This window comes from Psychrobacter sp. MES7-P7E (assembly GCF_002863645.1).
Lineage (GTDB): Bacteria > Pseudomonadota > Gammaproteobacteria > Pseudomonadales > Moraxellaceae > Psychrobacter.
Window position 1 is genome coordinate 29,572 of sequence record NZ_PJBU01000116.1, and the last position, 25,770, is coordinate 55,341.

At 41.1% G+C, this 25,770-nt stretch carries 19 protein-coding genes; 13 read left to right on the forward strand and 6 right to left on the reverse strand.

All coding sequences use genetic code 11. The features are described 5' to 3' along the window. The first annotated feature begins 194 nt into the window (after positions 1-194). Complete coding sequence (locus CXF62_RS13815; RefSeq protein WP_102094835.1) at positions 195-950, forward strand: LysE family translocator; 756 nt, start codon at positions 195-197, stop codon at positions 948-950. A gap of 87 nt (positions 951-1,037) precedes the next feature. Continuing rightward, positions 1,038-2,075, forward strand: coding sequence for a 23S rRNA (adenine(1618)-N(6))-methyltransferase RlmF (gene rlmF, locus CXF62_RS13820; protein WP_102094836.1), 1,038 nt, complete (start codon positions 1,038-1,040; stop codon positions 2,073-2,075). A 106-nt stretch (positions 2,076-2,181) separates the two neighbouring features. Here rlmF and CXF62_RS13825 read toward each other — a convergent pair whose 3' ends face one another. From CXF62_RS13825 to dnaA, 5 genes are all read right to left on the reverse strand, one after another. Further along, positions 2,182-2,805 carry a manganese efflux pump MntP gene (locus CXF62_RS13825; protein WP_102094837.1) on the reverse strand — a complete coding sequence of 208 codons (624 nt, stop codon included), beginning with the start codon at positions 2,803-2,805 and terminating at the stop codon, positions 2,182-2,184. 126 nt (positions 2,806-2,931) lie between these two features. Further along, positions 2,932-5,547 carry a DNA topoisomerase (ATP-hydrolyzing) subunit B gene (gene gyrB, locus CXF62_RS13830; RefSeq protein WP_102094838.1) on the reverse strand — a complete coding sequence of 872 codons (2,616 nt, stop codon included), beginning with the start codon at positions 5,545-5,547 and terminating at the stop codon, positions 2,932-2,934. Between the two features lie 511 nt (positions 5,548-6,058). Then, entirely contained in the window at positions 6,059-7,270 is a 1,212-nt protein-coding gene (recF, locus tag CXF62_RS13835) for a DNA replication/repair protein RecF (protein WP_102094839.1), read from the reverse strand. Between the two features lie 138 nt (positions 7,271-7,408). Next, positions 7,409-8,584, reverse strand: a complete 1,176-nt coding sequence (gene dnaN, locus CXF62_RS13840) for a DNA polymerase III subunit beta (RefSeq protein ID WP_102094840.1) — start codon at positions 8,582-8,584, stop codon at positions 7,409-7,411. 160 nt (positions 8,585-8,744) lie between these two features. Then, on the reverse strand, positions 8,745-10,184 hold the full coding sequence (dnaA, locus tag CXF62_RS13845) for a chromosomal replication initiator protein DnaA (protein WP_102094841.1): 1,440 nt from the start codon (positions 10,182-10,184) through the stop codon (positions 8,745-8,747). Positions 10,185-10,775: 591 nt separating this feature from the next. Here dnaA and rpmH point away from each other — a divergent pair. From rpmH to CXF62_RS13885, 8 genes are all read left to right on the forward strand, one after another. After that, the gene (rpmH, locus tag CXF62_RS13850) at positions 10,776-10,910 is read left to right on the forward strand and encodes a 50S ribosomal protein L34 (protein WP_007394757.1); all 135 of its coding nucleotides are present in this window, start codon (positions 10,776-10,778) and stop codon (positions 10,908-10,910) included. Positions 10,911-11,089: 179 nt separating this feature from the next. Further along, complete coding sequence (rnpA, locus tag CXF62_RS13855) at positions 11,090-11,461, forward strand: ribonuclease P protein component (RefSeq protein WP_102094842.1); 372 nt, start codon at positions 11,090-11,092, stop codon at positions 11,459-11,461. Position 11,462: 1 nt separating this feature from the next. Continuing rightward, positions 11,463-11,843, forward strand: a complete 381-nt coding sequence (gene yidD, locus CXF62_RS13860) for a membrane protein insertion efficiency factor YidD (RefSeq protein WP_102094843.1) — start codon at positions 11,463-11,465, stop codon at positions 11,841-11,843. Positions 11,844-12,058: 215 nt separating this feature from the next. Next, a complete protein-coding gene (yidC, locus tag CXF62_RS13865) occupies positions 12,059-13,741 on the forward strand; it encodes a membrane protein insertase YidC (protein ID WP_102094844.1) in 1,683 nt (560 codons plus the stop codon). A gap of 280 nt (positions 13,742-14,021) precedes the next feature. Then, a complete protein-coding gene (mnmE, locus tag CXF62_RS13870) occupies positions 14,022-15,410 on the forward strand; it encodes a tRNA uridine-5-carboxymethylaminomethyl(34) synthesis GTPase MnmE (RefSeq protein ID WP_102094883.1) in 1,389 nt (462 codons plus the stop codon). Between the two features lie 87 nt (positions 15,411-15,497). Continuing rightward, positions 15,498-15,956, forward strand: a complete 459-nt coding sequence (gene nrdR, locus CXF62_RS13875; protein ID WP_057762240.1) for a transcriptional regulator NrdR — start codon at positions 15,498-15,500, stop codon at positions 15,954-15,956. 113 nt (positions 15,957-16,069) lie between these two features. Beyond that, positions 16,070-17,125, forward strand: a complete 1,056-nt coding sequence (gene ribD / locus CXF62_RS13880; protein WP_102094845.1) for a bifunctional diaminohydroxyphosphoribosylaminopyrimidine deaminase/5-amino-6-(5-phosphoribosylamino)uracil reductase RibD — start codon at positions 16,070-16,072, stop codon at positions 17,123-17,125. A gap of 432 nt (positions 17,126-17,557) precedes the next feature. Then, entirely contained in the window at positions 17,558-18,232 is a 675-nt protein-coding gene (locus CXF62_RS13885; protein ID WP_102094846.1) for a riboflavin synthase, read from the forward strand. Positions 18,233-18,337: 105 nt separating this feature from the next. Here CXF62_RS13885 and CXF62_RS13890 read toward each other — a convergent pair whose 3' ends face one another. Then, entirely contained in the window at positions 18,338-21,094 is a 2,757-nt protein-coding gene (locus CXF62_RS13890) for a response regulator (RefSeq protein WP_102094847.1), read from the reverse strand. 327 nt (positions 21,095-21,421) lie between these two features. Between CXF62_RS13890 and fmt the strand changes: the two genes are divergently transcribed. From fmt to thrC, 3 genes are all read left to right on the forward strand, one after another. Then, entirely contained in the window at positions 21,422-22,483 is a 1,062-nt protein-coding gene (gene fmt, locus CXF62_RS13895; protein ID WP_102094884.1) for a methionyl-tRNA formyltransferase, read from the forward strand. Between the two features lie 75 nt (positions 22,484-22,558). Next, positions 22,559-24,160: a transcription antitermination factor NusB gene (locus CXF62_RS13900; protein ID WP_102094848.1), complete on the forward strand. Its 1,602-nt coding sequence runs from the start codon at positions 22,559-22,561 to the stop codon at positions 24,158-24,160. Between the two features lie 46 nt (positions 24,161-24,206). Further along, complete coding sequence (gene thrC / locus CXF62_RS13905) at positions 24,207-25,628, forward strand: threonine synthase (protein ID WP_102094849.1); 1,422 nt, start codon at positions 24,207-24,209, stop codon at positions 25,626-25,628. Positions 25,629-25,770: the final 142 nt, after the last annotated feature.

A 25,770-nucleotide genomic window follows, 5' to 3' on the forward strand; every position in this document is an offset into this window, starting at 1 on the left:
ATGAGTGGTTATATGATCAATTCTCAATAATTTATCGGTAGAGATTGAGTGAGAAGTCACCTTTAATATAGACACCCTTGTTCTATAACACAAGCAATAGAGATGACTCGCATAGTGCAAAAATCGATAAAAGTTGACCTCATTTGCGATAAGTGCAACTATGATGCAGGTCTAGGTATTGTTTAGAGTATTTTATGGAATTTTGGCACGGCTTTTTACTCATCACCAGCGTTCATCTATTGGCTGCAGCCTCACCTGGTCCTGATTTTGTCTTAGTCTCACAGCAGACGTTGGCAAAAGGTCGACGCACTGGTTTGATCTGTAGTTTCGGTATTACCTTGGGTCTTGCCGTCCATATTATCTATTCTGTATTAGGACTGGCGACTGTCATTGCTCATTCACAGCCTTTATTGACTACTATTAAATGGTTAGGTGGCGGCTATCTAATTTACTTAGGTTGGCAAGGTATCCAAGCTAAGCCTAAAAAACCAGCGGATTTAGACACAGCTCATATTTTTGAAAAAACACATGCTTTAGAAAAAGCAGAACCACAAGTAAGTTCAAGTGCTCACGTTCCACAAGATACGCTCACTAGTCAAACTATACCTACAACCAAAGAAACCACTATCGAAAAATCGCCTAGCAATAACGAATCAACGTTTGCCACCATGCGCCGTGGCTTTTTTTGTAATGTATTCAATCCAAAAGCGCCCGTGTATTTTGTGGCGATATTCACACTCGTATTGTCACCTGACATACCGCTGTGGCAATTGGCTATTTATGGCGTATGGATGATGGTGTTACAGATGGCGTGGTTTAGTACGGTCGTCATGCTACTCTCTATCCCTGCGGTACATCGACGCTTCCAAAGGTTTGAGCATTGGATCGACCGCGTATTGGGTACTGCGATGATCGTATTAGGGCTTAACTTGATATTGCGTCACCGATAAGCGACCGATAAAGCGCGGATAAACAATTAGCAACCTGCGAAATCTGCTACACTGGTTACTTATATCCATATATCGTAGCCTGACATTATGACAAGTAAGCCCATGACCCGTAACCCTGCAAATAGTAAACACAGAAACAGATCTCCTGCGACCGCGAAAAAACTCGGTCAGCTGCACCCACGCAACCCGCACCAAGGTCGTTATGACTTTGCGGTATTGACTCGTGCCTTACCCGAGCTTGCTGACCATACCATTACCAACCCTAAAGGTGAGTCGACGATTAACTTCTCGGATCATCAGGCTGTTCGCGTGTTAAATAAAGCACTGTTAGCGAACTATTACGGGGTTAAATTCTGGGACATTCCTGAAGGCTATCTATGCCCGCCTATTCCTGGACGTGCCGATTATATTCACTACATCGCAGATTTATTGGCGCAAACCACTCACGTAAACGCTGATAACACACCGCCAACGGGTAAAGAAATTCATGCTCTTGATATCGGTACTGGTGCCAGTGCTATCTATCCTATCGTTGGTAGTCAGAGCTATGGCTGGCGCTTTACAGCAAGCGACATTGACCCCATCTCTGTCAATACCGCAGCGCTGATTTGTGAAGCCAATCCAAAGCTAAAGAGTGCGGTCAAGGTAAAGCTACAGCCTGAGCCTAAATTTATCTTTAAAAACATCATTGGTCGTCAAGATTATTTTGACGTCGTGGTTTGTAACCCTCCGTTTCATGCTTCATTAGAAGAAGCGATGGAAGCCAATAGCCGCAAGCAGCACAATTTGCAGCGCCATCGTGGTAAAAATGAAAGCGAGCAAATCAGCCGTAGCTCAACCAAATCAGGCAACGCTGCGCAAAACCTAAACTTTGGCGGTCAGCACAAAGAGCTATGGAGTGAAGGTGGCGAGATTGCCTTCCTGACCAAGATGGCAAAAGAAAGTCAGAGCTTTGCAGAACACGTTGGTTGGTTCACAACCTTAGTATCAAAATCTGAAAACGTTAAGCCATTGCAATTATTATTAAAGCAGCTAAACGTCGCTCAAATGCGTATCATCGAAATGAGCCAAGGTCAAAAAAGCACTCGCGTACTAGCTTGGCGCTTTGACAGTGACGAAGAGTAACCACTAAGCAAAACTACTAACTTGAGTTTCACGTGAAACAAAAAAGCACCGTTTTGATATTCAAAGCGGTGCTTTTGTATAAATACTCAGTAAAAAACTAAATTAGCTAAAAAAACATTACTTTTAGACCAATCGCAATAAGCACGATACCGCCCAATGCTTCAGCTTTATCTTCTAGCCATGTGCCTGAGCGACGTCCCAAATAGACCCCGAGCCAGCCAAATATAGCGGTTACTATAGCGATAATAAAGCAAGCTAACCACGCGTTCAGTGCCAATAAATTCAGCGTAAACCCTGCTGCCATTGCATCAATACTGGTTGCAACCGCTAACGTAAACATAGTGCGATGATTGATATGTCCATGCTTACTCGTGGCTATTACTGTGTCGCTACCAGTGTTAATAGCAACATCATTGACGTCCAGATCATCACTGTCATCATCCGACTCATCAGCAGTAAACACTTCGTAAAGCATTTTCCCACCTAGAGCAATCAAAATAGTGCCGCCAATCCAAGGTGCAGCAGCGGCCAACCAACCCAACATTGCCGCACCCAATAAATATCCGATAAGCGGCATGACACCTTGAGCAATACCAAAGTAAAGCGCAGCATAGATAGCCAAGCGCAGTACATATTGATGACTGTATTTTTGAGCCTTAGCACCCAACCCTATCGACACTGCAAACGCATCCATCGCTAAAGCAATAGCGAGTAAAATTACTTCAACCATTTGATTCCCACAAATTATAATTATTAGGTAATAGAAACGCTAACAAATGAGTTTCACGTGAAACAAAAATACCGCCTTGAATATCAAAGCGGTATTTTTATAAATTGTCAGTAACCAGTTTCAAATTTAGATATCTAAGTTCGATACTGTTAGCGCATTCTCTTCAATGAAGATACGACGCGGTTCAACGTGATCACCCATCAAGCAAGTAAACATATGGTCAGCGGCGATAGCATCTTCGATAGTGACGCGTAGCATACGACGATTTTCAGGATCCATCGTTGTATCCCATAGCTGATCAGCGTTCATCTCGCCTAGCCCTTTGTAACGCTGGATAGCTAAACCACGACGCGCATCCAGCATCATTTGTTGCCATAGGTAATCGAAGTCGCGTACTGGGATGTCTTTAGTCGTTCCCGCAGACGCTTCACGGCGGATAAAGGCATCGCTCTCAAGCAACGTATTCCATTCGCTTGATAAACGTAGCAACTTGCTATACTCACCAGAGTTGATGAAGCTAGCATCTAGCAGATAATGATGCGCCAGTTGATGCACGTATACTGTGACGCGTGGTAGCCACTGTGCCTTGGTAGATAAAGCCTCACTATCTGACGCTTCGCCTTCCTCAGTACCTACTACTGGCGTCATACCCAATAGATCTGCTGCGGCTGCGTCCATATTTTTTGGCTGCGGCGCGTGGATATTAACCAATTCAATCTCAGGGCTTAGATCGCTACCGAAGTGATCTAGCTTAGTCTGCATCGCTGCTTTCCAATCCTGCATGGCAGACTCATCATAAGTCATGTCAGTATTAAGTTTTGGCGTATGCGTCAATGCGTCCAAAATCACCGCTGGGAAACGAATCTGCAGACGTGCTTTGATCAACTGAGTTTGGTTATAGTCATTAAGCAGTGTCTCAAGTGCTTGACCAGTAATCGCAGGCGCATCGGCACTGATATGTAGCTTGGTATTATCAATCGTTGAAGACAATAGATACGCTTTAAGCGCTTCATCATCTTTTAGGTATAACTCTTGACGACCTTTTTTCACTTTGTATAGCGGTGGCTGAGCAATATATACATAACCACGCTCGATCAATTCAGGTGTTTGACGGAAGAAGAACGTCAATAACAACGTACGAATATGCGATCCATCAACATCGGCATCGGTCATGATGATGATTTTGTGGTAGCGTACTTTGTCAGGATTATACTCATCAGGACCAATACCACAACCTAATGCCGTAATCAGGTTACCCACTTCAGCAGATGATAACATCTTGTCAAAACGAGCACGCTCGACGTTTAGAATCTTACCTTTTAGTGGCAAGATTGCTTGCGTTTTACGGCTACGACCTTGTTTAGCTGACCCACCTGCAGAGTCACCCTCCACAATGTATAGTTCAGATAATACTGGATCTTTTTCTTGGCAATCAGCCAACTTGCCAGGCAGACCTGCAATATCCAAAGTGGTCTTGCGACGTGTCATTTCACGTGCTTTACGAGCCGCATCACGTGCACGCGCTGCTTCCATAATTTTATTAGCAATGGCTTTACCAGCACTTGGATTTTCTAATAGATAATCGTTAAATTTATCGTGCATCGCAGATTCGACAGCAGATTTTACTTCGCTTGATACTAGCTTATCTTTCGTCTGGCTTGAGAACTTTGGATCTGGTACTTTAACAGAGACGATTGCCGTTAAACCTTCACGAGCATCATCACCAGTTGCAGCTACTTTTTCCTTCTTAAACAAGTTCTCGCGATCCATATAGCTATTTAAGCCACGTGTCAGTGCTGATCTGAAACCTGATAAGTGAGTACCACCATCTTTTTGCGGGATATTGTTGGTAAAACATAGCACTTTTTCGTTATATGTATCTGACCACTGTAGCGCAACTTCTACGCTGATACCGTCATCTTGCTGACTGGTAAAATGGAATACTTCATTGATACCGTCTTTACCAGCATTGATGTAACTAACAAACTCTAGCAAGCCACCTTTATGCTCAAACTCATGGCGCTTATCAATACGCTCATCAGTCAAAACAATACGCACACCAGAGTTCAAAAATGACAGCTCACGTAAGCGTTTTGCCAAGATATCGTACTCAAAAATCGTACCAGTGAACACATCACTACTAGGATAAAAACGGATTTGTGTGCCCGTCTGATCGGTGGCTTCCATCTGTTGGATATCGCTATCAGGTACACCATCAGTATAAGTTTGATGATAATGATAGCCTTCGCGCCAGATATTCATCTCAAGTTTTTGAGATAGAGCATTAACTACTGATACCCCCACACCGTGCAAGCCACCTGACACTTTATAGCTATTGTCATCGAACTTACCACCTGCATGCAAGACCGTCATAATAACCTGCGCCGCTGATACACCCTCTTCTGGATGAATATCAACAGGCACACCGCGACCGTTATCCATCACACTGACAGATTCATCTTCGTGAATAACGATATCAATCTGATCACAGTGACCAGCAAGCGCCTCATCGATAGAGTTATCCACTACCTCAAAGACCATATGATGCAAGCCTGTGCCATCATCGGTATCGCCGATATACATACCAGGACGCACACGTACGGCCTCTAACCCACGCAATACGCGAATATCTTTAGAACTATAATCAGAAGGCAATACTTCTGAAACTACAGTAGGCACGGTGGCTTCAGTAGCACTGTCGTCTATCAATTGCTCGTGGTCAATAGGTAATGAATCACTCATGTACATTCCTTAATCTAGCCATAATCAGCCATTTACGATTAGCGCACTTATAAAAAGTCCGCTACATAGTGGCATCTTAGAATTAACGTCTATTATTCATAATCTAAAGTGCATATGAGCAGCTAAACCACTAACCACCGGTAGCCTCAAAAAAGGCCGCACAGAGATAAAATTAGTAAATTATTTATTAGTAATAGTCTTTGTTTTTCTAACCTTTGTTAAAACTATTGAAATAAATAAAATACAAATTTATCAAACATTTATGAATAATTGAAAAATAGAAATCTTTTCTATGATGCTATCAAATAAATTGCTGAGCACAGGACAAAAATAAAGGGTTATTTTAACATTTTTTTGCTTCTAAGTCACTGTTTACTGAGAGTTTTACGGTCTGTGAAAGGTCGTCTTAACATAGTAACTGTCAGGACAGATAGTAGTGGCTAGTGTATTGAATAATGAGAAGTTAAAGTAGATGGGTAATCATCAAAAGTATAAGCAGAAGAATGAAATATTAGTTAGTAAATGAGATTTTTCCTTGTTTCACGTGAAACGTATTTGGTTGTGACCAAAGTTCATTAACTAAAGGTAAAATATCGTCTGTTAGACTGGTCATAAATACTTGGCAAGGGAGTTGAGCTAGGGTCGATAGCAGTATTTCTATAGCTCTATCATCTAGTTCTGCAGTGATATCATCTAGAAGCACAACAGGGGTTGCTTTCGATGATAAATCATCATTGAGTGAGTCACTGCTCTCTTTATCGTTTAGCAACAGTGGTAGCTGCGATAGGCGCAGTGCAGTAATGAGCAGTTTCTTTTCACCGCGAGACAATACATTTGCTGCCTGCTCTTTTAAAGTCGGTAATTTGGTTTGGATACTATTTGCTGAAGCTGCTGTTCTGTGATCTGTCGTTTGATCGTTTACAGACTCATTAGAACGCCAATGCACATGAATATCAGCACGATGATTGCCTATACGAGTATATCCCAATTGCAAATCCTGCTCTAACCGCTCATTAAGCTGCACATCTAGCGCGACACTGGTGTCATAACCAGCGTTATAGCTTAGGCTCAGTTGCTCAGCGTAAGAAGGCAATAGCTGTAAAATACTCTTGGCAAAATAAGGCTGCCATTCAGTAAATACTTGCTCGCGATAATGATGAATCAAAGCAGCATGGTTACTCAACCCTTTATCCCATGATTTCAGCTCAGAAAGCTGTACTTGGGTTAAATGACGAGTCCTCTTTAGCAAACTATTGCGCTGTTTCAGTAGGCGTTGATAAGCCATCCATTGTGGATGAAACCCTTGTTTCATGTGAAACACTAGCCAATCTAGCAGCTGTCGACGGCTCGCACTTCCCTGCTCCAACATATCCATCGTCGATGGATCTATCAGCAATGTAGGTAGCTGCTCTGTCAAGATACTTTGGTTATAAACAGTGGTTTGATTGAGGCGTAAGATGGTCGTAGCATCTGCTTGCTTTTGAATAGCTAAAGTACGACTATCATTGAGCTTAGCATGAACAGTCGTGTTATTTTGATGATGTTGGATATAACGTTTAGGCTGGTGATGACGAAAGCTCTTACCTCTTGATAACAAGAATATAGCTTCAAGCAACGAGGTTTTACCACTGCCATTTGCACCGATAATGATGTTGCAGGCAGCAGGCTCTAAACTAATTTGAGTAAGGTTTCTAAGATGGGATATTTGTAGACGTTCAATCATAGTATCGATAGCCGCCCATTAAAGCCTACTTATTTAGCAGTCAAAAGTTTATTAAAAATCAATACTGAGTATTGAAAACAAAACCCTTTGAAACATACTAGTTCTATTCAATTTTGTTTATTTCCAAAGAAAAACTCACTATATACGCATTGGCATAATGACATACTGATGGAATTCATCATTTAGTTGATTGACCAATACAGAGGCATTCGATTGACTCATATGCATTTGCAAATCGCCTTGGATGACGCCTAATACATCTTGCAGATAAGCAGCATTAAATGACAACTCCATTGGCTCACCTTGATACTTAGCTTGTATCATCTCGACTGCTTCATCCTGCTCAGCATTATTAGCACGTACTTCTACCATACCATCGCTAGCAAAATTAAAAATCACACCACGAGATTTTTCATTACTCAAGATGGCAACACGACGTAGAACATCTGTCATTTTTTCCTGACTGAATAAAGCCAGCTTGTCAGTATTGCTTGGCATCACACGGCGATAATCAGGGAACTTACCATCAATTAAACGTGCGGTAAATGTTACCATTAGATCTTGGCTGACCTGCCCTGCACTATCTACATCACCAAATGGCAAACTTACTTGTAAAAACTCTCGACCGAAGCTCAGAGTAACTGCGTTGTCCTGATCACCCAACATTTTACCAAGCTCAGAAGCCAAACGCTCAAGTTCGATCACTGCCTTACGTGGCAAGATAGCCTGCATATTGAGATCTGCGCTTACATTGATCACACTACGGGCTAATGCCAATCTATGGCCATCTGTTGCTACCGTTGTCAGTTGCTGCTGTGAAACGTCAAAGAGCATACCTGTTAAGTAGTAGCGTACATCTTGAATCGCCATTGCAAACTGCGTTTTATGAATCAAATCTGTCAGACGATTACGGCTAATGGTCAGAGGTGTGATATTTTCAGGGTTACCCAAGCTCGGATAGTCTTCGCTTGGCAATGTTCCTAATGTAAAACGACTCTTACCACTAGTTAACAAGCAACGCTCATTTACCTGAGTTGCTAGATTAACTTGCGCCTGCGCTGGTAGCGATTTACAAATATCTTTTAGCTTGGTTGCAGGAAGCGTCGTTGTACCTGCTTCAACACAAGCACCAGCAGGCAATTTCAATGTCGATGTCAGCTCTACCTCTAAATCTGACGCTGTTAAGATAAGCTCGGAGTCTGATAGCTGTAGCTTCATATTACCCAATATAACCATATTGTGGCGTTTATCAGCGGCTTTGGCGATCAAGTTGATAGCTTTTAGTAACGATTCTCGATTGATCGATAATTGCATGCTTAGTTACTCTTATTTGAATGATTCTTTTATAAAAATTTGTCGTAATGACTTAATAATACCTTGTCTGCTGACGATAATCTACAAAGCATCTGTGGACTTATATTTTCGATATTATAAACCATCTGTATCTACTAGAATACAACGATATCTAGCGCTTTTATCCTGCCTGTAACATCAGAGCTAGGGTTTTATAATCCTTATCAAATGCAGGATCTGCTGCTCTCAACTCATTTACTTTATCACAAGCATGCATCACCGTCGTATGGTCGCGTCCACCGAACGACTGACCAATTTCAGGGAAGCTATCGCCTGTTAATTCACGCGACAAAGCCATCGCTATTTGACGTGGTCTTGCAATACTACGCGTACGTTTGCGCCCCATAATATCTTTGACCGTGACATCATAGTACTCAGCCACTACCTTACGGATGTTATCCATATTCACTGCCTGCACACGCATCGCAACGATGTCTTTTAGTGCGTATTGCACCATCTCAAGGGTAATCTGTGCCCCTGTTAAGTTAGCATTGGCAAACACCTGATTTAGGGCACCTTCTAAACGTCTGACATTAGACACCACATTTTGCGCAATGAATAGCGCACATTCCTTTGGTAATACCATACCGTAGGAGGCTGCTTTTTTCTGCAGAATTTGTACTCGAGTATCAATCTCAGGAGGATCAACAGCGACTGTTAACCCCCAAGAAAACCGTGATCTAAATCGTTCATCAAATTCTGTCATTTGGGAGGGATGTCGATCAGAGGCTAAAATAAGTTGTTTATCACCACTAGTAAAATCTGCAAATAATGTTAGAAACTCATTACTACTTTTAGTCTTTCCTGCCAATACATGAATATCATCTACAATTAACAAATCTACTTTTTTTATTTTCTTTTTAAAATCTTCTATTTTATTATTTCTTAAGGAATAAACTAATTGATTTATAAATTTTTCAGAAGTGAAATAATAAAAACTTTGATTATTTTTTAAATAGCGATGAGCTACAGAATGCATTAAATGGGTTTTTCCCAATCCAGAAGGGCCGTATATAAATAAAGGATTATGACGATTTTTCGATTGGCGCTTACCAAGTTCATAACAAGCCTTGTAAGCCAAGTTATTGGACTTACCTGTAACAAAGGTTTCAAAAGTAAATTCGGGGTTCAGGTAGCTTAATGATTTTGTATCAGCAGACTCAACTGGCTCATTATGACGCATGTTCGCGTCGATATCTGCTTTTGCGTTGTTATGATGAATAGATTCAAATTTATGTTCGAATGGGGTAGGGGAGACCTCGTCTTCTATAAACAAAGAACCTGATTGACTATTATCTTCTGCATTGCGGCCAGCATTATCAACACGTACGACGACCTCTTCAATACTACCTTGACTGTGTTTGGTCACCAACTGCTGAATATCTTGAAGATGATTCTTCTTGATATACGTCACAAAATAATCATTGGGAGCAAGAATAATCAAAGTTTGCGCTTCTTGATGAGCTGACAGAGGTCTCAGCCACATAGTAAACACGTTGTCTTTGACGTTGTAACGCAAATCGTTTAGACATTTATCCCAAATATTTGCTGTGTCTATCATGAAAAGTACTGACCTTGTGATCTGAAATAATAGTTATTTTTTAGCAATATAACTTGCTACCTAAGCCTCGATATTACACGTAACAACTAACCAAAGAGTTCGTACTAGCACCCTATACGAAGGTGTATATCAAGTAGCGCCTAATTTAACACAGATACCCTGTGGATAAAACCTCGTTTTTTTGTGGATAAGACTGTGGATAATTTTGTGTATAACTTTTATAAGTTAGTTATCCATATTTAACCCACAGTTTATCCACAGGCTTACCCATAGTCTAGTAATTTGATAATAAAAAGGAAAATGGACTTAACCACAGATAATCATGGTCCCAATAATAACAATACTATATTTATATTAATTAATTATTATTATAGTATTTCAGTCTAGCTGTGGATAACCTTGTAAATTATAGAATATATAACTATAAAATTTGATTACTAGAAATAAGTTTTTAAGGAAATATCTCTACTAAGTTCGTATGAGGTATTTCCTATTTAGGGACAAAGCAAATTAGTTTATTGACCAAAACTATACTGAATGGTATAATCCTCCGTTATTACGAATTTAGTCCATTATTTTGATAGGTGAGTTATGAAACGTACATTCCAACCAAGCGTGATCAAGCGTAAACGTACTCACGGTTTCCGTGCTCGTATGGCAACTAAAAAAGGCCGTCAGGTCTTAGCTCGTCGCCGCGCTAAAGGACGTCATCGCCTTACTGTATAATCAGTAGATTGCGATAAGCATGGCTAATAGTGCTTGTTGTGTTCTTATTGTTTATAGATTGCGATAGTCAATCATCACAACTGATACTTAGCCATATATTAAAAGCGCCTACATCGGCGCTTTTTTTGTCTCTATAATTTGTTATTATTTCTCCTATCGTTATTCTACTAGGTTGTACTATGTCCAATACTCTATCAGATACACCTGCAGCTAGTTTCACTAAACAGCAACGCCTGCTTACTCCTGCAGCCTTTCGTGAGGTATTTGACGCACCTGAGCGCAAGATTCATCAGAGTCATTTAATGGCTTTTGTACGTGCTAACGAGCATGCACAGCCGCGAGTCGGTATGGCTATTACCAAGCGTAAAGTCCCTACTGCTGTCGCTCGTAATCTAATCAAAAGATATGTGCGTGAAGAGTTCCGTACCAAAGCTTTTAAAATGGAAAATAAAGATATTGTTTTTATTGTCAAAAAATCTATTAAAGATATAGATAATGAAGAATTAAAAAATCAAATAATTAATATCTTTAAAAAAATAGAAAAAAAATAAAATGAATATTTTATTAAAAATAAAAAATATAAATAAATTTTTCTATAAAGTATTTTTTGATTTTATTGTTTTTTATCAAAAAATAGTTAGTCCTGTAATACCTGCTCGTTGTCGCTATTATCCGACATGCTCAAATTATGGCAAACAAGCTTTAACATGGCATGGTGCCTGTAAGGGTGGTTGGTTGTTGTTAAAACGTCTTAGTAGGTGTCACCCTTTAGGTGGGCACGGTATAGACTTTGTACCCTTACCCTTAGCTTCCTATAGTTATCAATATATATCTTTTAGTGATGTACTAAATATCAACCTTCAGGGTTTGGGTGTCTATCGAGACAATACTAGCTATGTTTCACAGCTTAATTATTTGATGAAATCAACATAAAGTTGACCTCTTTAGTCTCAGATAGATACTCTGTTGAGTTACCCACAAGTTATCCACACTCTTGGTATCATTTGAGACAGATTTTTAGTAAAATGATGCACATTTTATGTAAATGACTACTAATTCAGTTGCAATGTGACAGGACAGCTGTGTAGGTCAGTCATGACACATGCCCTAATTTTTCATTCCCTAATTTTTTAATCTAGGAAAGGTTTATGCAAAAGATATTTCGGGTGATGATCATCATTGCGATGCTAATTACCGCTTATCTGCTGATTTTGGCATGGCGAGATGATTATGCCGATGCTCCAGCTGTAGATGCGGTGCCAGAAACTACGAGTTCGGTAGGTGCTGACATTCCTTCTACTACTGGTGCAGCAGGTGATATCCCGGTACAGACATTACCTGTGGATAACAGTGCTGTGACAGCGACGCCTGCGAAAAACGCTGGTCTAATCACGGTAACAACTGATCGCTATGATATAAAAATCAATCCAGAAGGTGGTGATATTGTTTATGCTGCGCTAAAGCAGTATGACGCAACGCTCGATAGCGATAAGCCTTTCGTATTGTTAGAAAACAATAGTAACCGTGTGTATGTGGCTCAATCTGGACTTATTGGTCAGAACGGTATTGATACAGCAGAAGGTAGAGCGACTTATAGCCATACTGCTAACAATTATGTGATGGAAGATGGACAGCAAACGTTGTCAGTGCCGCTTACTTACAAAAAAGACGGCGTGACGATCACCAAGACTTTCACTTTCACTGAAAATAAATATCCAATCGATATTAGTTATCAGATCCAAAACGCGTCTACCAATGCTTGGCAAGGTCAGATGTTTGCGCAATTAAAGCGTGATGATAGTAAAGACCCTGGTATGTCTGATAAAGGCGCGCTGAGCATGGCGACTTATCTAGGCGGCGCTTGGGGTACACCAGATGATCCTTATAATAAGCTGAAATTTGGCGACTTTAGTGATGGTGAGTTGACGACGACTAGCGATAAAGGCTGGGTTGGTATCGTACAGCATTACTTTGTATCTGCTTGGACACCTGAAAATTTCACTGGCAAATTCTTTACACGTGAAACAGGTAGTGATTACTTTATTGGCTTCAATAGTCAACCAGTGAACGTAGCACCAAACAAACAAGTTACTTTAAATGCAACACTGTATGCAGGTCCAAAAGTTCAGTCTGAGCTAAAAGACGTTGCGGTAGGCCTTAACAAAACAGTTGATTATGGTCTGCTGTGGCCAATATCAAAGGTCTTATTTGCTATCTTGGAAGGTGTGCATAAGGTTGTTGGTAACTGGGGGTGGTCAATTATTTTACTGACTATCTTAGTAAAAATTGCCTTGATGTGGTTCTCTAATAAGAGCTACTACTCGATGGCTAAAATGCGTGCCATTGCACCAAGACTTAAAGTGCTTAAAGAAGAGCATGGCGATGATCGGATGAAAATGTCGCAAGAAATGATGGCGATATACAAAGAAGAAAAAGTCAATCCGATGGCAGGTTGTCTACCAATCTTGATGCAGATGCCTATTTTCTTAGCTTTATATTGGGTGTTGGTAGAGAGTGTTGAGCTGCGTCATGCACCATGGATTTTGTGGATTCAAGATCTATCAGCGATGGACCCATGGTTTATCTTACCATTGCTAATGGGTGCGTCGATGTTTGTACAGCAGCAGTTGAACCCGCAGCCAGCAGATCCGATGCAAGCAAAAGTCATGAAGTTCTTGCCGATTATCTTTACTGCGTTCATGTTGTTCTTCCCAGCAGGTTTGGTTTTATATTGGACAGTCAACAACTTGTTTAGTATGACTCAGCAATATATCGTTAATAAGAAAGTCGATGAAGAGCAGAAGCGTCGTACGGTAAAAGTAGTCGATTAATTAGTTCTTTTTTAGAAATATAAAAAACCATCGCGCAAGCGGTGGTTTTTTTATAGGTGGTGTATAAGTGGTAAATGTTATCCACAGCTTATCAACATTATCCATAGTTTATAAATATTAAAACGAAAATATGTCTGATGCGGCTACCTTTCAAAGTTTGCTTTGTCAGTATGAGTCCAGACGTCTATAATGGAGCTTTTAAACATTGAGAGTCATTGTGGATTCCTTAGAGACAGCATTAGCCGTACCTAATTCTTCTGAAAAGTCTAATACATCTGGATTGGCTACAATTGCTGCGATTGCAACGCCGCTCGGGCGAGGGGGTGTGGGTGTCATACGTCTATCAGGCAGCCGTGCTTACGATATGGCATGTGCTTTAACAGGTAAGTCTGCTTTTACGCCGCGGATGGCCAGCTTTTGTCGTTTTTATCAAGCTGATGGCACTGTCATCGATGAGGGATTGGTCTTGTTTTTCAAAGGTCCGCATTCATTCACAGGTGAGGACGTTATTGAGCTACAAGGGCATGGTGGTGTTATTTTGCAAAACCAGTTGCTTGCACGAGTTTTTGAGCTAGGTGCCAAGCAAGCGAGTGCAGGAGAGTTCTCTTACCGTGCCTTTGATAACGATAAATTGGACTTGGTACAGGCCGAAGCGATCGCTGATGCGATTGATGCGACTAGTGCTGCCGCGGCCAGTAGTGCGATTCGTTCTCTAAGCGGTGAGTTTTCACAAAAAATTAACCAGCTACTAGAACAACTCATTCACCTTCGTTTACATGTCGAAGCAGCGATTGATTTCCCTGATGAAGAGGATGTGGACTTTTTGTCTGATGGCGTCATACAAAGCAAACTTGAGCAGACGCAAGATAAGATACAACAAGTTTTATCAACGGCAAAGCAAGGTCAGCTTTTGCGCGATGGTATCCATGTCGTGCTAGCAGGTAGGCCAAACGCAGGTAAATCTAGCTTGCTCAACCGTCTTGCAGGACAAGAGCGTGCTATCGTGACTGATGTCGCTGGTACTACACGTGATACGCTGCAAGAGACAGTTGTGCTCAATGGTTTGACACTACATCTGACCGACACAGCAGGCCTACGCGAGACAGAAGACACTGTGGAACGTATCGGAATTGAGCGTGCCCGTACTGCCATCACGCAAGCTGATATGCTACTGATGGTCTACGATGTGACTCGCGATGTTGAAGAAGAAAGTACACCGTTACAGCTTGCTGAACAGTTATTTGGTGAGTTACCAGAAGCTAAACGCTTACTAATCATTGCTAATAAAAGCGACTTATTGAGCAATAATGATAGAGAAGAAAGTGCTGCTAAGACTCAAGCTGAGATCAAGAAAAGAGGTTATCAGCAAGTCAATGTTTCATGTGAAACAGGTATTGGTATTGATGATTTAGTTGAAGCACTATGTGAGAAAGTAGGCTTTCATCCACCAGAAAACAGTTTAATTGCTCGTACCAGACATTTAGACGCGCTTAGACGGACAGCTAATTTCTTGGCAGAAGCACATGAACAATTAACCGTATTTGAAGCAGGTGAGTTGGTTGCTGATAGTTTACGTCAGGCCCAACAGAGCTTGGGTGAAATCACAGGTGAGTTTAGTGCTGATGACTTATTGGGTAAGATATTCGGCAGCTTTTGTATTGGTAAATAACTGATAAACGGTATTCTTTATTTTTTAATAAAATTAGCTATTTTGGAAATACTGCTCTTATTCTCAATCGTAAAATAAGGAAATGCTATGCACTGTCCGTACTGTAATGCGTCAGAGACCAAGGTTATTGACTCACGTCTTGCTGCGGAAGGTGCACAAGTGCGTCGACGCCGTTCGTGTAACAGCTGCCAAGAACGTTTTACGACTTTTGAGATGGTAGAAGTTGTCATGCCAAGGATTATCAAATCAAGCAACAAGATTGAACCTTATGACAATGAAAAGCTGCGCCGTTCTATTTTACTACCTTTACAAAAGCGTCCTATCACTATCGATGAACAAGAGGCGATGATTAGTCGTATTGAAAAGCGTGTTAGGCAGATGGGTGAGCGAGAAATCAGTAGTAAAGTCTTGGGTGAAATCATCATGAGTGAACTCAAAACTTTGGATGATGTCGCCTATGTACGCTTTGCTAGCGTGTATCGCGACTTTCAAGATATCGATGCATTCCATCAAGAAATTGCCAATATTCGTCCAAATGAGAAGTAAGTGAAGCAAGCTTTTAAGTAATCCTTAGTTGATAAGTAATTTCTAATTACCAATCAGCTTTCAAACCTTATTTTCTTATATAGAACCCTTAATCATTTATTAAGCCTAGCCTTATGTCTACTCAAAGCCATGCTCAAGATGCTCAAGACCGCTACTTTATGATGCTTGCTATCGAACAAGCGAAGCGCGGTTTGTATACTACTAGACCGAATCCTGCAGTGGGCTGCGTTATTGTTCAGGCAGAGCAGATTGTTGGTCAAGGGTTTCACCCTAAAGCTGGTGAGCCACATGCAGAAGTGTTTGCGCTGAAAGAGGCTGGTACACAGGCAGCAGGGGCAACTGCTTACGTTACATTAGAGCCATGTAGTCATACGGGACGTACGCCGCCATGTGCATTGGCGCTTGTTGCCGCTAAGGTAAAGCGCGTTGTGATTGCAGGTCTGGATCCAAATCCGCAGGTCGCAGGTCGCGGTGTGAAACTATTAGAGCAAGCTGGTATTGAGGTAACGGTCGGTGTCCTGACAGAGCAGGCAGAGGCACTAAACCGTGGGTTTCTAAAAGCTATGCGCACTCAGATGCCCTATGTACGATTGAAAATAGCGACCAGTTTAGACGGCCGTACAGCGATGGCATCTGGTGAATCAAAGTGGATTACCTCGACAGCTGCTCGCGAAGATGTACAAAAACTACGAGCACAAAGTGGCGCGATTATTACAGGTAGTGAAACTGTAATAACTGATAACCCACAGCTCAATGTGCGCTCAAGACAACTGGACGTACCACCTGAGAAAATACCTAACCCTAAGATAGTCATACTTGATAGGCGTCAGCGTTTAAAGCGAAGTCTACAGTCTGAGTATCAGCTGTGTCAGCATCCAGATACTATCTATTGGCATGAAGACGATTTACCAGCGTTGTTAGTAAAGTTAGTCAGTGAGCATCAATGCTATGACGTGTTGGTGGAAGCAGGTGCTAGCGTTGCAGGTAGTTTTTTGAGTCAACAGTTGGTAGATGAGTTAATCGTGTATCAAGCACCTTGTTTACTTGGTGATGACGCTCGGCCAATGGTTGATTTCAATCCTATGTTCCTTGCTCAGCAATTACGGTTTGATATAGAAAGTCATCAGCAGCTTGGTCCAGATCTCAAATTAACCTTATTACCTTTATAAATATCTTTCAAATAAGTATGTTTTCCATGAGTTCTGATAATAATCCCAAAATGTGGATAAATTAGTTATTCGTTTTACGTGTTTCACATGGAACTGTGTATAACTTTGTTCCACATGAAACACAAAAGATGTTAATATCTTGATTATTTTAATAAATGCTTATATAAATCAATACCTTAAAAGTCTATTCATAAGTAAATAGGTTTGATGTGAAATTTTTATTTATTGTGGATAACTATGTATTTATAGCGGGTTCTAGCTATACCTCTATTGATTTATCCCTACTTATCCACAATCTATCCTATTAAAGGTCAAGTCTAACGATGTTTCACTGTCATCTATTTGAACAAATTGTGATAAAGAATTGATAGCTGATTTGATAAACTAAAATATTCGCCTATGAAGGCAATTCAGTAATGAGATGAGGATAATATGTTTACTGGAATTATAGAAAGCGTTGGAAAAATTAAATCGATGCAGGCGACAGGCGGTGACATACGTTTGACAGTAGAGTCTGATGACTTGGATTTCAGTGACGTGAAGCTAGGCGATTCTATTGCATCAAATGGTATTTGTTTAACCGTGGTGGAGCTCGGAAGCAACTACTACTCTGTTGATGTCTCACGTGAAACGATTGCTAGAACAGCATTAGAAGGGTTAAAAGCAGGACATACGGTCAATCTAGAAAAGGCCATGCTACCGACAACTCGTTTTGGTGGTCATATTGTCGCTGGTCATGTAGATGGCGTAGGGATCGTTAGTAAATTACAACAAGATGCTCGTTCTATCTATATTGAGATTGAGATACCGCAAGAGCTAGCGCACTATACAGCGACCAAAGGCTCTATTACAGTAGATGGTATTAGTCTGACGACCAATTTAGTGCGTGACAATATTGTCTCTCTAAATATCATTCCGCATACTGCTCAAGTGACGAATATCGCTAAGCATTGGTTAGTAGGTAACAAAGTTAATATTGAAGTAGATATCGTTGCTCGTTATCTAGAACGTCTACTAAATAAATCTCAATCTGGCGGTATGAATGCATCAAGCCCGCAAAGCCAAATCACAGAAACATTTTTGGCCGATAATGGGTTTATGAAATAATAATTAAGCTTACCGAAATATTATCCTCGTACCAAGTTTTCGACCCTATCGATATTATTTTGATTAAATGATATCGATAGGGTGTTTTTTATTTGCACTAGAGATTTATTGTATAAAACTCTGCAAAACGGATTCTAAGTCTTTCTTACTAATGGGTTTGGATAAAAACTCGTCCATACCAACTTGCATACAAGCCTCGCGATCTTCTTCTGTATTATTTGCAGTTAGCGCCACAATCGGTATTTTATCACCTTGCGAGCGAATCGCTTGTGTGGCTTGTAAGCCATCCATAACGGGCATTCTGCAGTCCATCAAAATCAAAGAAATCTCTTCACGTTGGCTTTTGAGTTTCTCGAGTGCTTGCTGTCCATCTTCTGCGACAATACTACGATAACCAAGCTTACTTAACATCTTACAGGCTATCTTTTGGTTAGTAGGACTGTCCTCTACCACCAAAATCAGTGGAGACAAGATTTCTTTCTTAGGTATCTCTTCTTCCATAAAAGATGAACTGCTGTCATATTGATGTTTGACCAGTATGTTTAGCGTTTTCCTTGCAAACAAGGTTAAGCGTAGTAGCTCAGACAGTAGTAAACTTGCGTCCAAGGGTTTGGTCAAAAATCCATCATACTGGCCTAGTAAAGTAGAAGGGATATGCCTTTCAAGTTTCATGCTAAGTAATATCTTTGGTAGTGAAGGCGTAGTGACTAGGTCATTTAATGCTTCTTGCTGCTCGCTATACTTGTTGCTCGCATGAGCTGATAAGGTGATGGATTGGCTGTATTCATAATCTAATAACAAGATAGGAATGACGGTTTGCTCATCTTGTTTTAATTTATTTTTTAGCTGCTGTACAGTAGCTCTATCTAAAGTGCTGTAGATAGTCACGGATATCGTTAAGTACTCGCACAAACGTTGTAAATGTTCAGCAACTAGAGGCTGATTGATGACAGCGATAAGGTGAATATGGGGCAGCTGCGAACAACGATGATATACCGATTGATAAGTGGCATGAGGATAAGGAAGGTAGAGGCTAAATATCGTTTCTTTATCCACCGTATTATTTAGTTCGATAAAACCGCCGAGTAACTGAGCAAAGCTATTGGCATCACTCAAGCCAATATTACTGTCTTCAACTAAGTTATGATTGCTTTGATTCAAGATATTGACTAATTGATTTTTTCTCTCAGGAGTAATAGTTGCTCCAGTGTCTTTTACGCTAAACCGAATCCAATAAGATGTCTGCGCAGGCATTGTCGTGTCATTGTTAGGAGTTAAATGCTGATTACTTATTCGCGTTACTTTATCTTCAGGTACACGATCAACAGTGAGCGCGACATAGCCTGATGTTGTAAAGCTAATAGCGTTTTTCAACATGTTTAATAGGATATGGTGCAGTCGAATGTAATCAGTTTCGATGTAACGAGGACAGTCTGGCGCAAAGAAATAGATCAATTCTAACCCTTGTTGTCTTATTTCTTTTGTGACTAAATTGCTAACCTCTTTGCTTACCTTATAAATATCAACCGTTTCTATACTTAGACGTGTTTTTCTGACTTCAACTTCCTCTGTTGCTAGCGTCTCATTGAGCACAGTCAACATGCTTTGACTGGTTGTAATCAATGTATTTAGAGTTTTTTTGCCTTGAGCTGTCAATGTTGAAGGGTCGATGGGTTCCAACGAATCAATTATCTTCTCTAGTGGTAACCTTAACTTACGACCTATAAATGCCTGGGCTTCGTTTGATTCATCAATTTGTAATTGCAGTTGTTGGTTGTGCAGCTGTAATTGCTCAGATTGATGGAAAATCTCATCGACATTATTAAAAATCACAGTAAAACCATGAACTTGCCCATGTTCACCGAACCATGGTGTTACGTGTAGTTGGTAGGCTTGTTTATTCTCCAAGCCATAAACTATCAGTGTGCGAGTAACGCGTAAACTTGAGATGGTTTTTAACAGTATTTGAGTGGCCTCATCTTTCCCTTCAACGAAATCAGTCAGCTCATAGCTCTGTTCCCTCTGTGTAGGAGGGGTAAATACTTGCTCAAAGCGTTGATTATAGAAGCTAATTTGACCATGTCGTATACTCATCAACATTGGTAAGGGTGCTTGATCAACCAAGCGTTCTAACCGATGAGTCAATGTTTTTATACGCCGATAGTCATTATGTAGTTGGTAGCTGACTCGACTTAATGCATGACCTAACAGCATGAACTCGGTAGTAGATTTCTTTTGTAGAAATGGCGGCGGCGTATAAGATTCTTTTGCGCGGCTACTCAAATTATCCGTATAAACCAGTAACTGTTCCCAGTTGGTTCGACGATTGAGCATATAGAGCAATGCCATGAAGAACAGTACGATGGCGACCATCAAGGGGAGCCAATAACGGTAAGATATCCAGTCGACAACAAAAGGTTCATGGCGTAATACGATATAAATCTGATGTCCGCTTTTTAGAGTAATGATTCCTGTTAGTTCATTGCTATTAACTGTATAGGAGCTATGGTCGCTGCTGCTAGAAGCTGATGTACCGATGGTAGGGAAAGCAACGGTAGAAAAAGCAGATTCATTAGGACGAGTATTATGATGAATATAGGTTTGCCCAGAAGGCATCATCAAAATCAGCTGATAACTCAGTTGATCAAAAGTAGGTTGTTCTAAGATTTTTTTTATTTCACTATCTACAGGTGCTGCATGCTCAATAATACTGTGCTGTAGGGAATAAAAAGTATCTATGCTATGTTGCTCACTATGTTTTTTTATCCCATCAAACAGTGTGACATAGTACAGCAGTAACATAACCGTGAGAGACAAGGTATAGAAAATCAATAAGCGCTGTAAGGACTGAAACTGTTGCATGAAAGCGTGGCCCTATCTCGACACGAAAGAATATAGTGAAATAAAAATGAGGTTTCTACATATAGTAGGTGAATTATACGACAGTTGAATTGTCTAAAATTTTTAGTGTTACCTTCTATTTATAGCAGAATAACGGCTTACTGTTTACAGAGAGTGGTTATTAACACCAAATTGTTTTGTAAAAGATATAAATAGAACGTTCGATGTCCTTGATATTATAAAGGCAAATAATGTCATTGGTTATCATGAAGTGAGGTCATTACAATCATGGCACTGCGCCGTAAACTCACCTATAATGAACAAATAAACCTTATATAATGCATGATTATGACTACAACTGCTCCTACCTTTGATACATCTAACTCGCTTACTGACCATGATAACCCAACTACTAACCGATTAAGGGTAGTATTTGCGGGTACACCTGAATTCGCTGCTATTAGCCTTGAATCGTTAATTAATCAGCAAGAAGCGCTGAATATAGAGATAGTTGCTGTTTATACGCAGCCTGATCGTAAAGCAGGTCGTGGTCAAAAGCTGTCAGCATCTGCGGTAAAAGAAGTTGCATTGGCACATGATATCGCTGTAGAGCAACCAGTCACTTTTAAAAAGTCTAGTGCAGAAGGGCTAGCTGCTAGGCAAACCCTGCGCACCTACCAACCAGATGTGATGATTGTCGCCGCTTACGGATTGATTTTACCTATCGGTGTATTAGAGACGCCTACTCATGGTTGCTTGAATATTCACGCTTCACTGTTGCCACGCTGGCGCGGTGCTGCACCTATCCATCGAGCACTCTTGGCCGGAGACGATGAGACCGGCATTACCATTATGCAGATGGACAAAGGTCTTGATACGGGTGACATGCTTTATAAAGTTAGCGAAAGTATTGCCTCTGATGATACCGCTGCTAGCCTACATGATAAGATGGCTGCACTTGGTGCGACAGCCATTAGTACGGTGCTAAAAGATTTAGCTGCTTATCAAGCTCAAGCTATCGCTCAAGATGATAGTCAAGCCAACTACGCTGAAAAGCTGGTCAAAACCGAAGGCGAAGTTGATTGGTCGCAGCCTGCTGCCGCTATTGAACGCCAAATTCGAGGGCTGACACCATGGCCAGGTGCTTATACTTTTTTGGCGGGGCAACGTGTCAAAGTGTTGGCTAGCTTGCCTGTAAATACATCGCAGCAAACCAATGAGCCTGCTGGAACTGTCATCAGTGTCGGACGAAAAGCGATCTTAGTCGCTTGTGGTAAAGAGAGTGACGCTGAATCGTCAGCCACCACTTTAGCCATTACCCATTTACAGTTTGCGGGTGGTAAGCCGATGACTGCTGAACAAGTTTGCCACGGCAACCAATTAAATGACGGCGATCAATTTACGTCATAATCAAAATAACTTTTACTTATATTTAACCTACTTGCACAAGACGCTATCGATCATACGTCAAGGAAATGAAATTTAATGAGACAAAACAGTACTGCGCCTAGAAACAATAAGCTCAAACCATCAAGCAATCTTATTATGAATGGCAGCGTACGCGTGCGTGTGATTCGTACCTTACTGGCTATTCAAAATGGTCAGTCGCTCTCAAGCGTCCTTGACCCGTTACTGAATAGTCTGCACGATGGCGATAAAGGCTTTGCTCATGCGTTACTGCTCACGACATTGCGCCAGTGGCATGCGCTGGCACGTTTGCTCGATAGCTTAGCAGACAACCCTATCGACGAAGTTGAAGTGCGTACCACTATTCAAGTCGGCTTAGTACAGTTGCTATATTTAGAAGTGGCTGACCATGCTGCAATTCATGAAACCGTTGAAGCTGCCAAAGAAATTGAGTTCGCTCATTCGACTGGTTTAGTAAATGCTATTTTGCGTAAAGTCGCCAAGAATCCAAGCAAATTCCGTAAGAAATGCGATAAAAAGCATAGTCTACCGAATTGGCTCGCTTATCAGCTTAAACAAGATTGGAGCGAACAGTATGATGAGCTGACACAAGGCTTGCGCCAACCAGCCCCGATGTTTTTACGAGTGAATTCGGCGGTTACTTCGGTAGAGGATTATCAGCATGCATTGGATGGCGCAGAAATTGATGCAGATATCGTTGAGCTAACGACTGGTTTTAAGGTAGCAAACTCATCAGGGTCTGCCACTTCCACCACGCTATCAACCAAAGGTCTTAGACTACATCAAAGCACTGCCGTTAACGCTTTGCCTGATTTTGCTTTAGGAACAGCTAGCGTTCAAGATATGCATGCTCAGTTAGCTGCACCTATTATTAATCAAGCATTGATGGCTAAGCTCAGCGTTGAAAGTAAAAGTGCTGACGATACTGACAGTGATAGTGTTAGGAAAGAGATACATATTCTAGATGCTTGTGCAGCCCCTGGTGGTAAGCTTGCTCATTGGTTAGAGCTTATAAGTGCTAACGACCAGTCATCGTTGTTTCACGTGAAACAAGATAACAATGGGATGTCATCTGAAACGTCGCCTGAAAATACCAACATCAAAGTAACAGCTATCGATAACGAAGCACCACGTATCGAGCGTATTCGTGAGAATTTACAGCGCCTAAATTTAAGTCAGCATGATTTGCAGCAAGCAGATAACAGCATTGCACTTAATATCGTCTGTGCAGATGCGACCAGATGGCAGCATGGAAAAAATAAAAAAGCGGCGACAAATGAACCCGTATTTGATGCGATATTATTGGACTCTCCTTGTACTGCGACTGGCGTGATTCGCCGTCATCCAGATATCAGTATCTTGCGTACCGAAGAAGATATCGAGCAAACAGCGCTGCTACAAGCAGACATCTTGCATAATTTATGGCCACAACTCAAAGCTGGTGGTTATCTGTTGTATGTGACATGTTCTATCTTAAAGCAAGAAAACGTCGAGCAAATGCAGGACTTTATTACTCATCATAATGATGCGGTAGTGATTGAGTTTACCGACGATTGCAAATGGGGCATCGAACAAGCGATCGGTCGTCAGTGCTTACCGATTGATAGCGCGAGTGGCGATGGTTTTTATTATGCATTGCTACAAAAAACTGCTGAATAAACCATTTTTAACTATTGAATAACATTATTGTAGACAGGACAATCTAATGAAATATATCAGTACCCGTGGTCAGACAGCGCCGATGGATTTTAGTGATGTGCTTTTGATGGGTCTTGCCCCAGATGGTGGTTTGATGTTGCCTGAGCACTATCCAAACATCGATAGCGCAACGCTTGATGAATGGCGTACGCTCAGCTATCCAAAGCTTGCGATGGCGATTATGCAGCGTTTTGCGACGGATATTCCTGCGGCTGATTTGCAAGATATTATTGAGCGTACTTATACCACTGAGGTGTTTGGCTCTGACGAGATTGTTCCTGTCCGTAAGCTCGAAGATAACTTATATATTCTAGGATTATCAAACGGTCCGACATTGGCATTTAAAGATGTCGCCATGCAGTTTTTGGGCAATGGCTTTGAGTATGTGCTTAAGAAAAAAGACGCGCGTATTACGATCATTGGTGCGACCAGTGGTGACACGGGTAGTGCAGCAGAGTATGCATTGCGCGGCAAAGAAAACATCGAAGTATTTATGCTGTCACCACATGGCAAAATGAGTAAATTCCAGCGTGCGCAAATGTATAGCTTGACCGATGCTAATATTCACAATATCGCTATCGATGGGATGTTTGATGATTGCCAAGATATCGTCAAAGCGCTACAGCAAGATGCTGAATTTAAAGCGGCTTATAACCTAGGCACGGTAAACTCTATCAACTGGGGTCGTATCCTAGCGCAGATTGTTTATTACTTTAAAGCTTACTTTGCGGTCACGACGAGTAACGATGAAAAAGTCAGTTTTAGCGTACCATCAGGCAACTTCGGTAATATTTGTGCTGGTCACATCGCTCGCGAAATGGGATTGCCAGTTGACCGTCTGATTGTTGCAACCAATGAAAACGACGTGTTGAATGATTTCTTTAACCAAGGCGCTTATCAGCCGCGTCCGACTGAAAAAACCTATGTAACCTCTAGTCCGTCAATGGATATTTCAAAAGCCTCTAACTTTGAGCGTTTTGTTTATTTATTATTAGAAAAAGACAGTGCGCGCGTTCATGAGTTATTTGACGGCGTAAAATCAGGTCGAGGGTTTGACTTGTCTGACTTGATGGAAGCAGTTAATACGCGTTATGGCTTTGCTGCTGGTAAATCTACTCATAGCGACCGCTTGCAGACTATCAAAGCGCTTTATGTGCAGCATGGTGAATTGGTTGATCCACATACTGCAGACGGGATTAAAGTTGCCAAAGAGCTACAGTTAGAAGATGAAATCATCGTTTGTGCAGAGACGGCATTACCCGTCAAATTTGCGGATACTATTATGGAAGCAGTAGGTCAAATAGACATTGAGCGTCCAGCGCATACTGAAGGGTTAGAAGATTTACCGCAGCACGTAGTGGTACTGGATAACAAGGCTGAACTGGTCGCTGAACAAATCCGCCAACATGTTACGCCGAATCCTGCTTAAGTAATTACGGTCTTAAGGCTTATCATCAACAAGGAAAAGTATCCGCGTAAAAGTTACAACATTGTAATAAAGTGTTTATGATTGTGTTATGGTAGATATAATTGTAATATTAGAAACAGCGTCAGCAAGTCATCATCGTGCT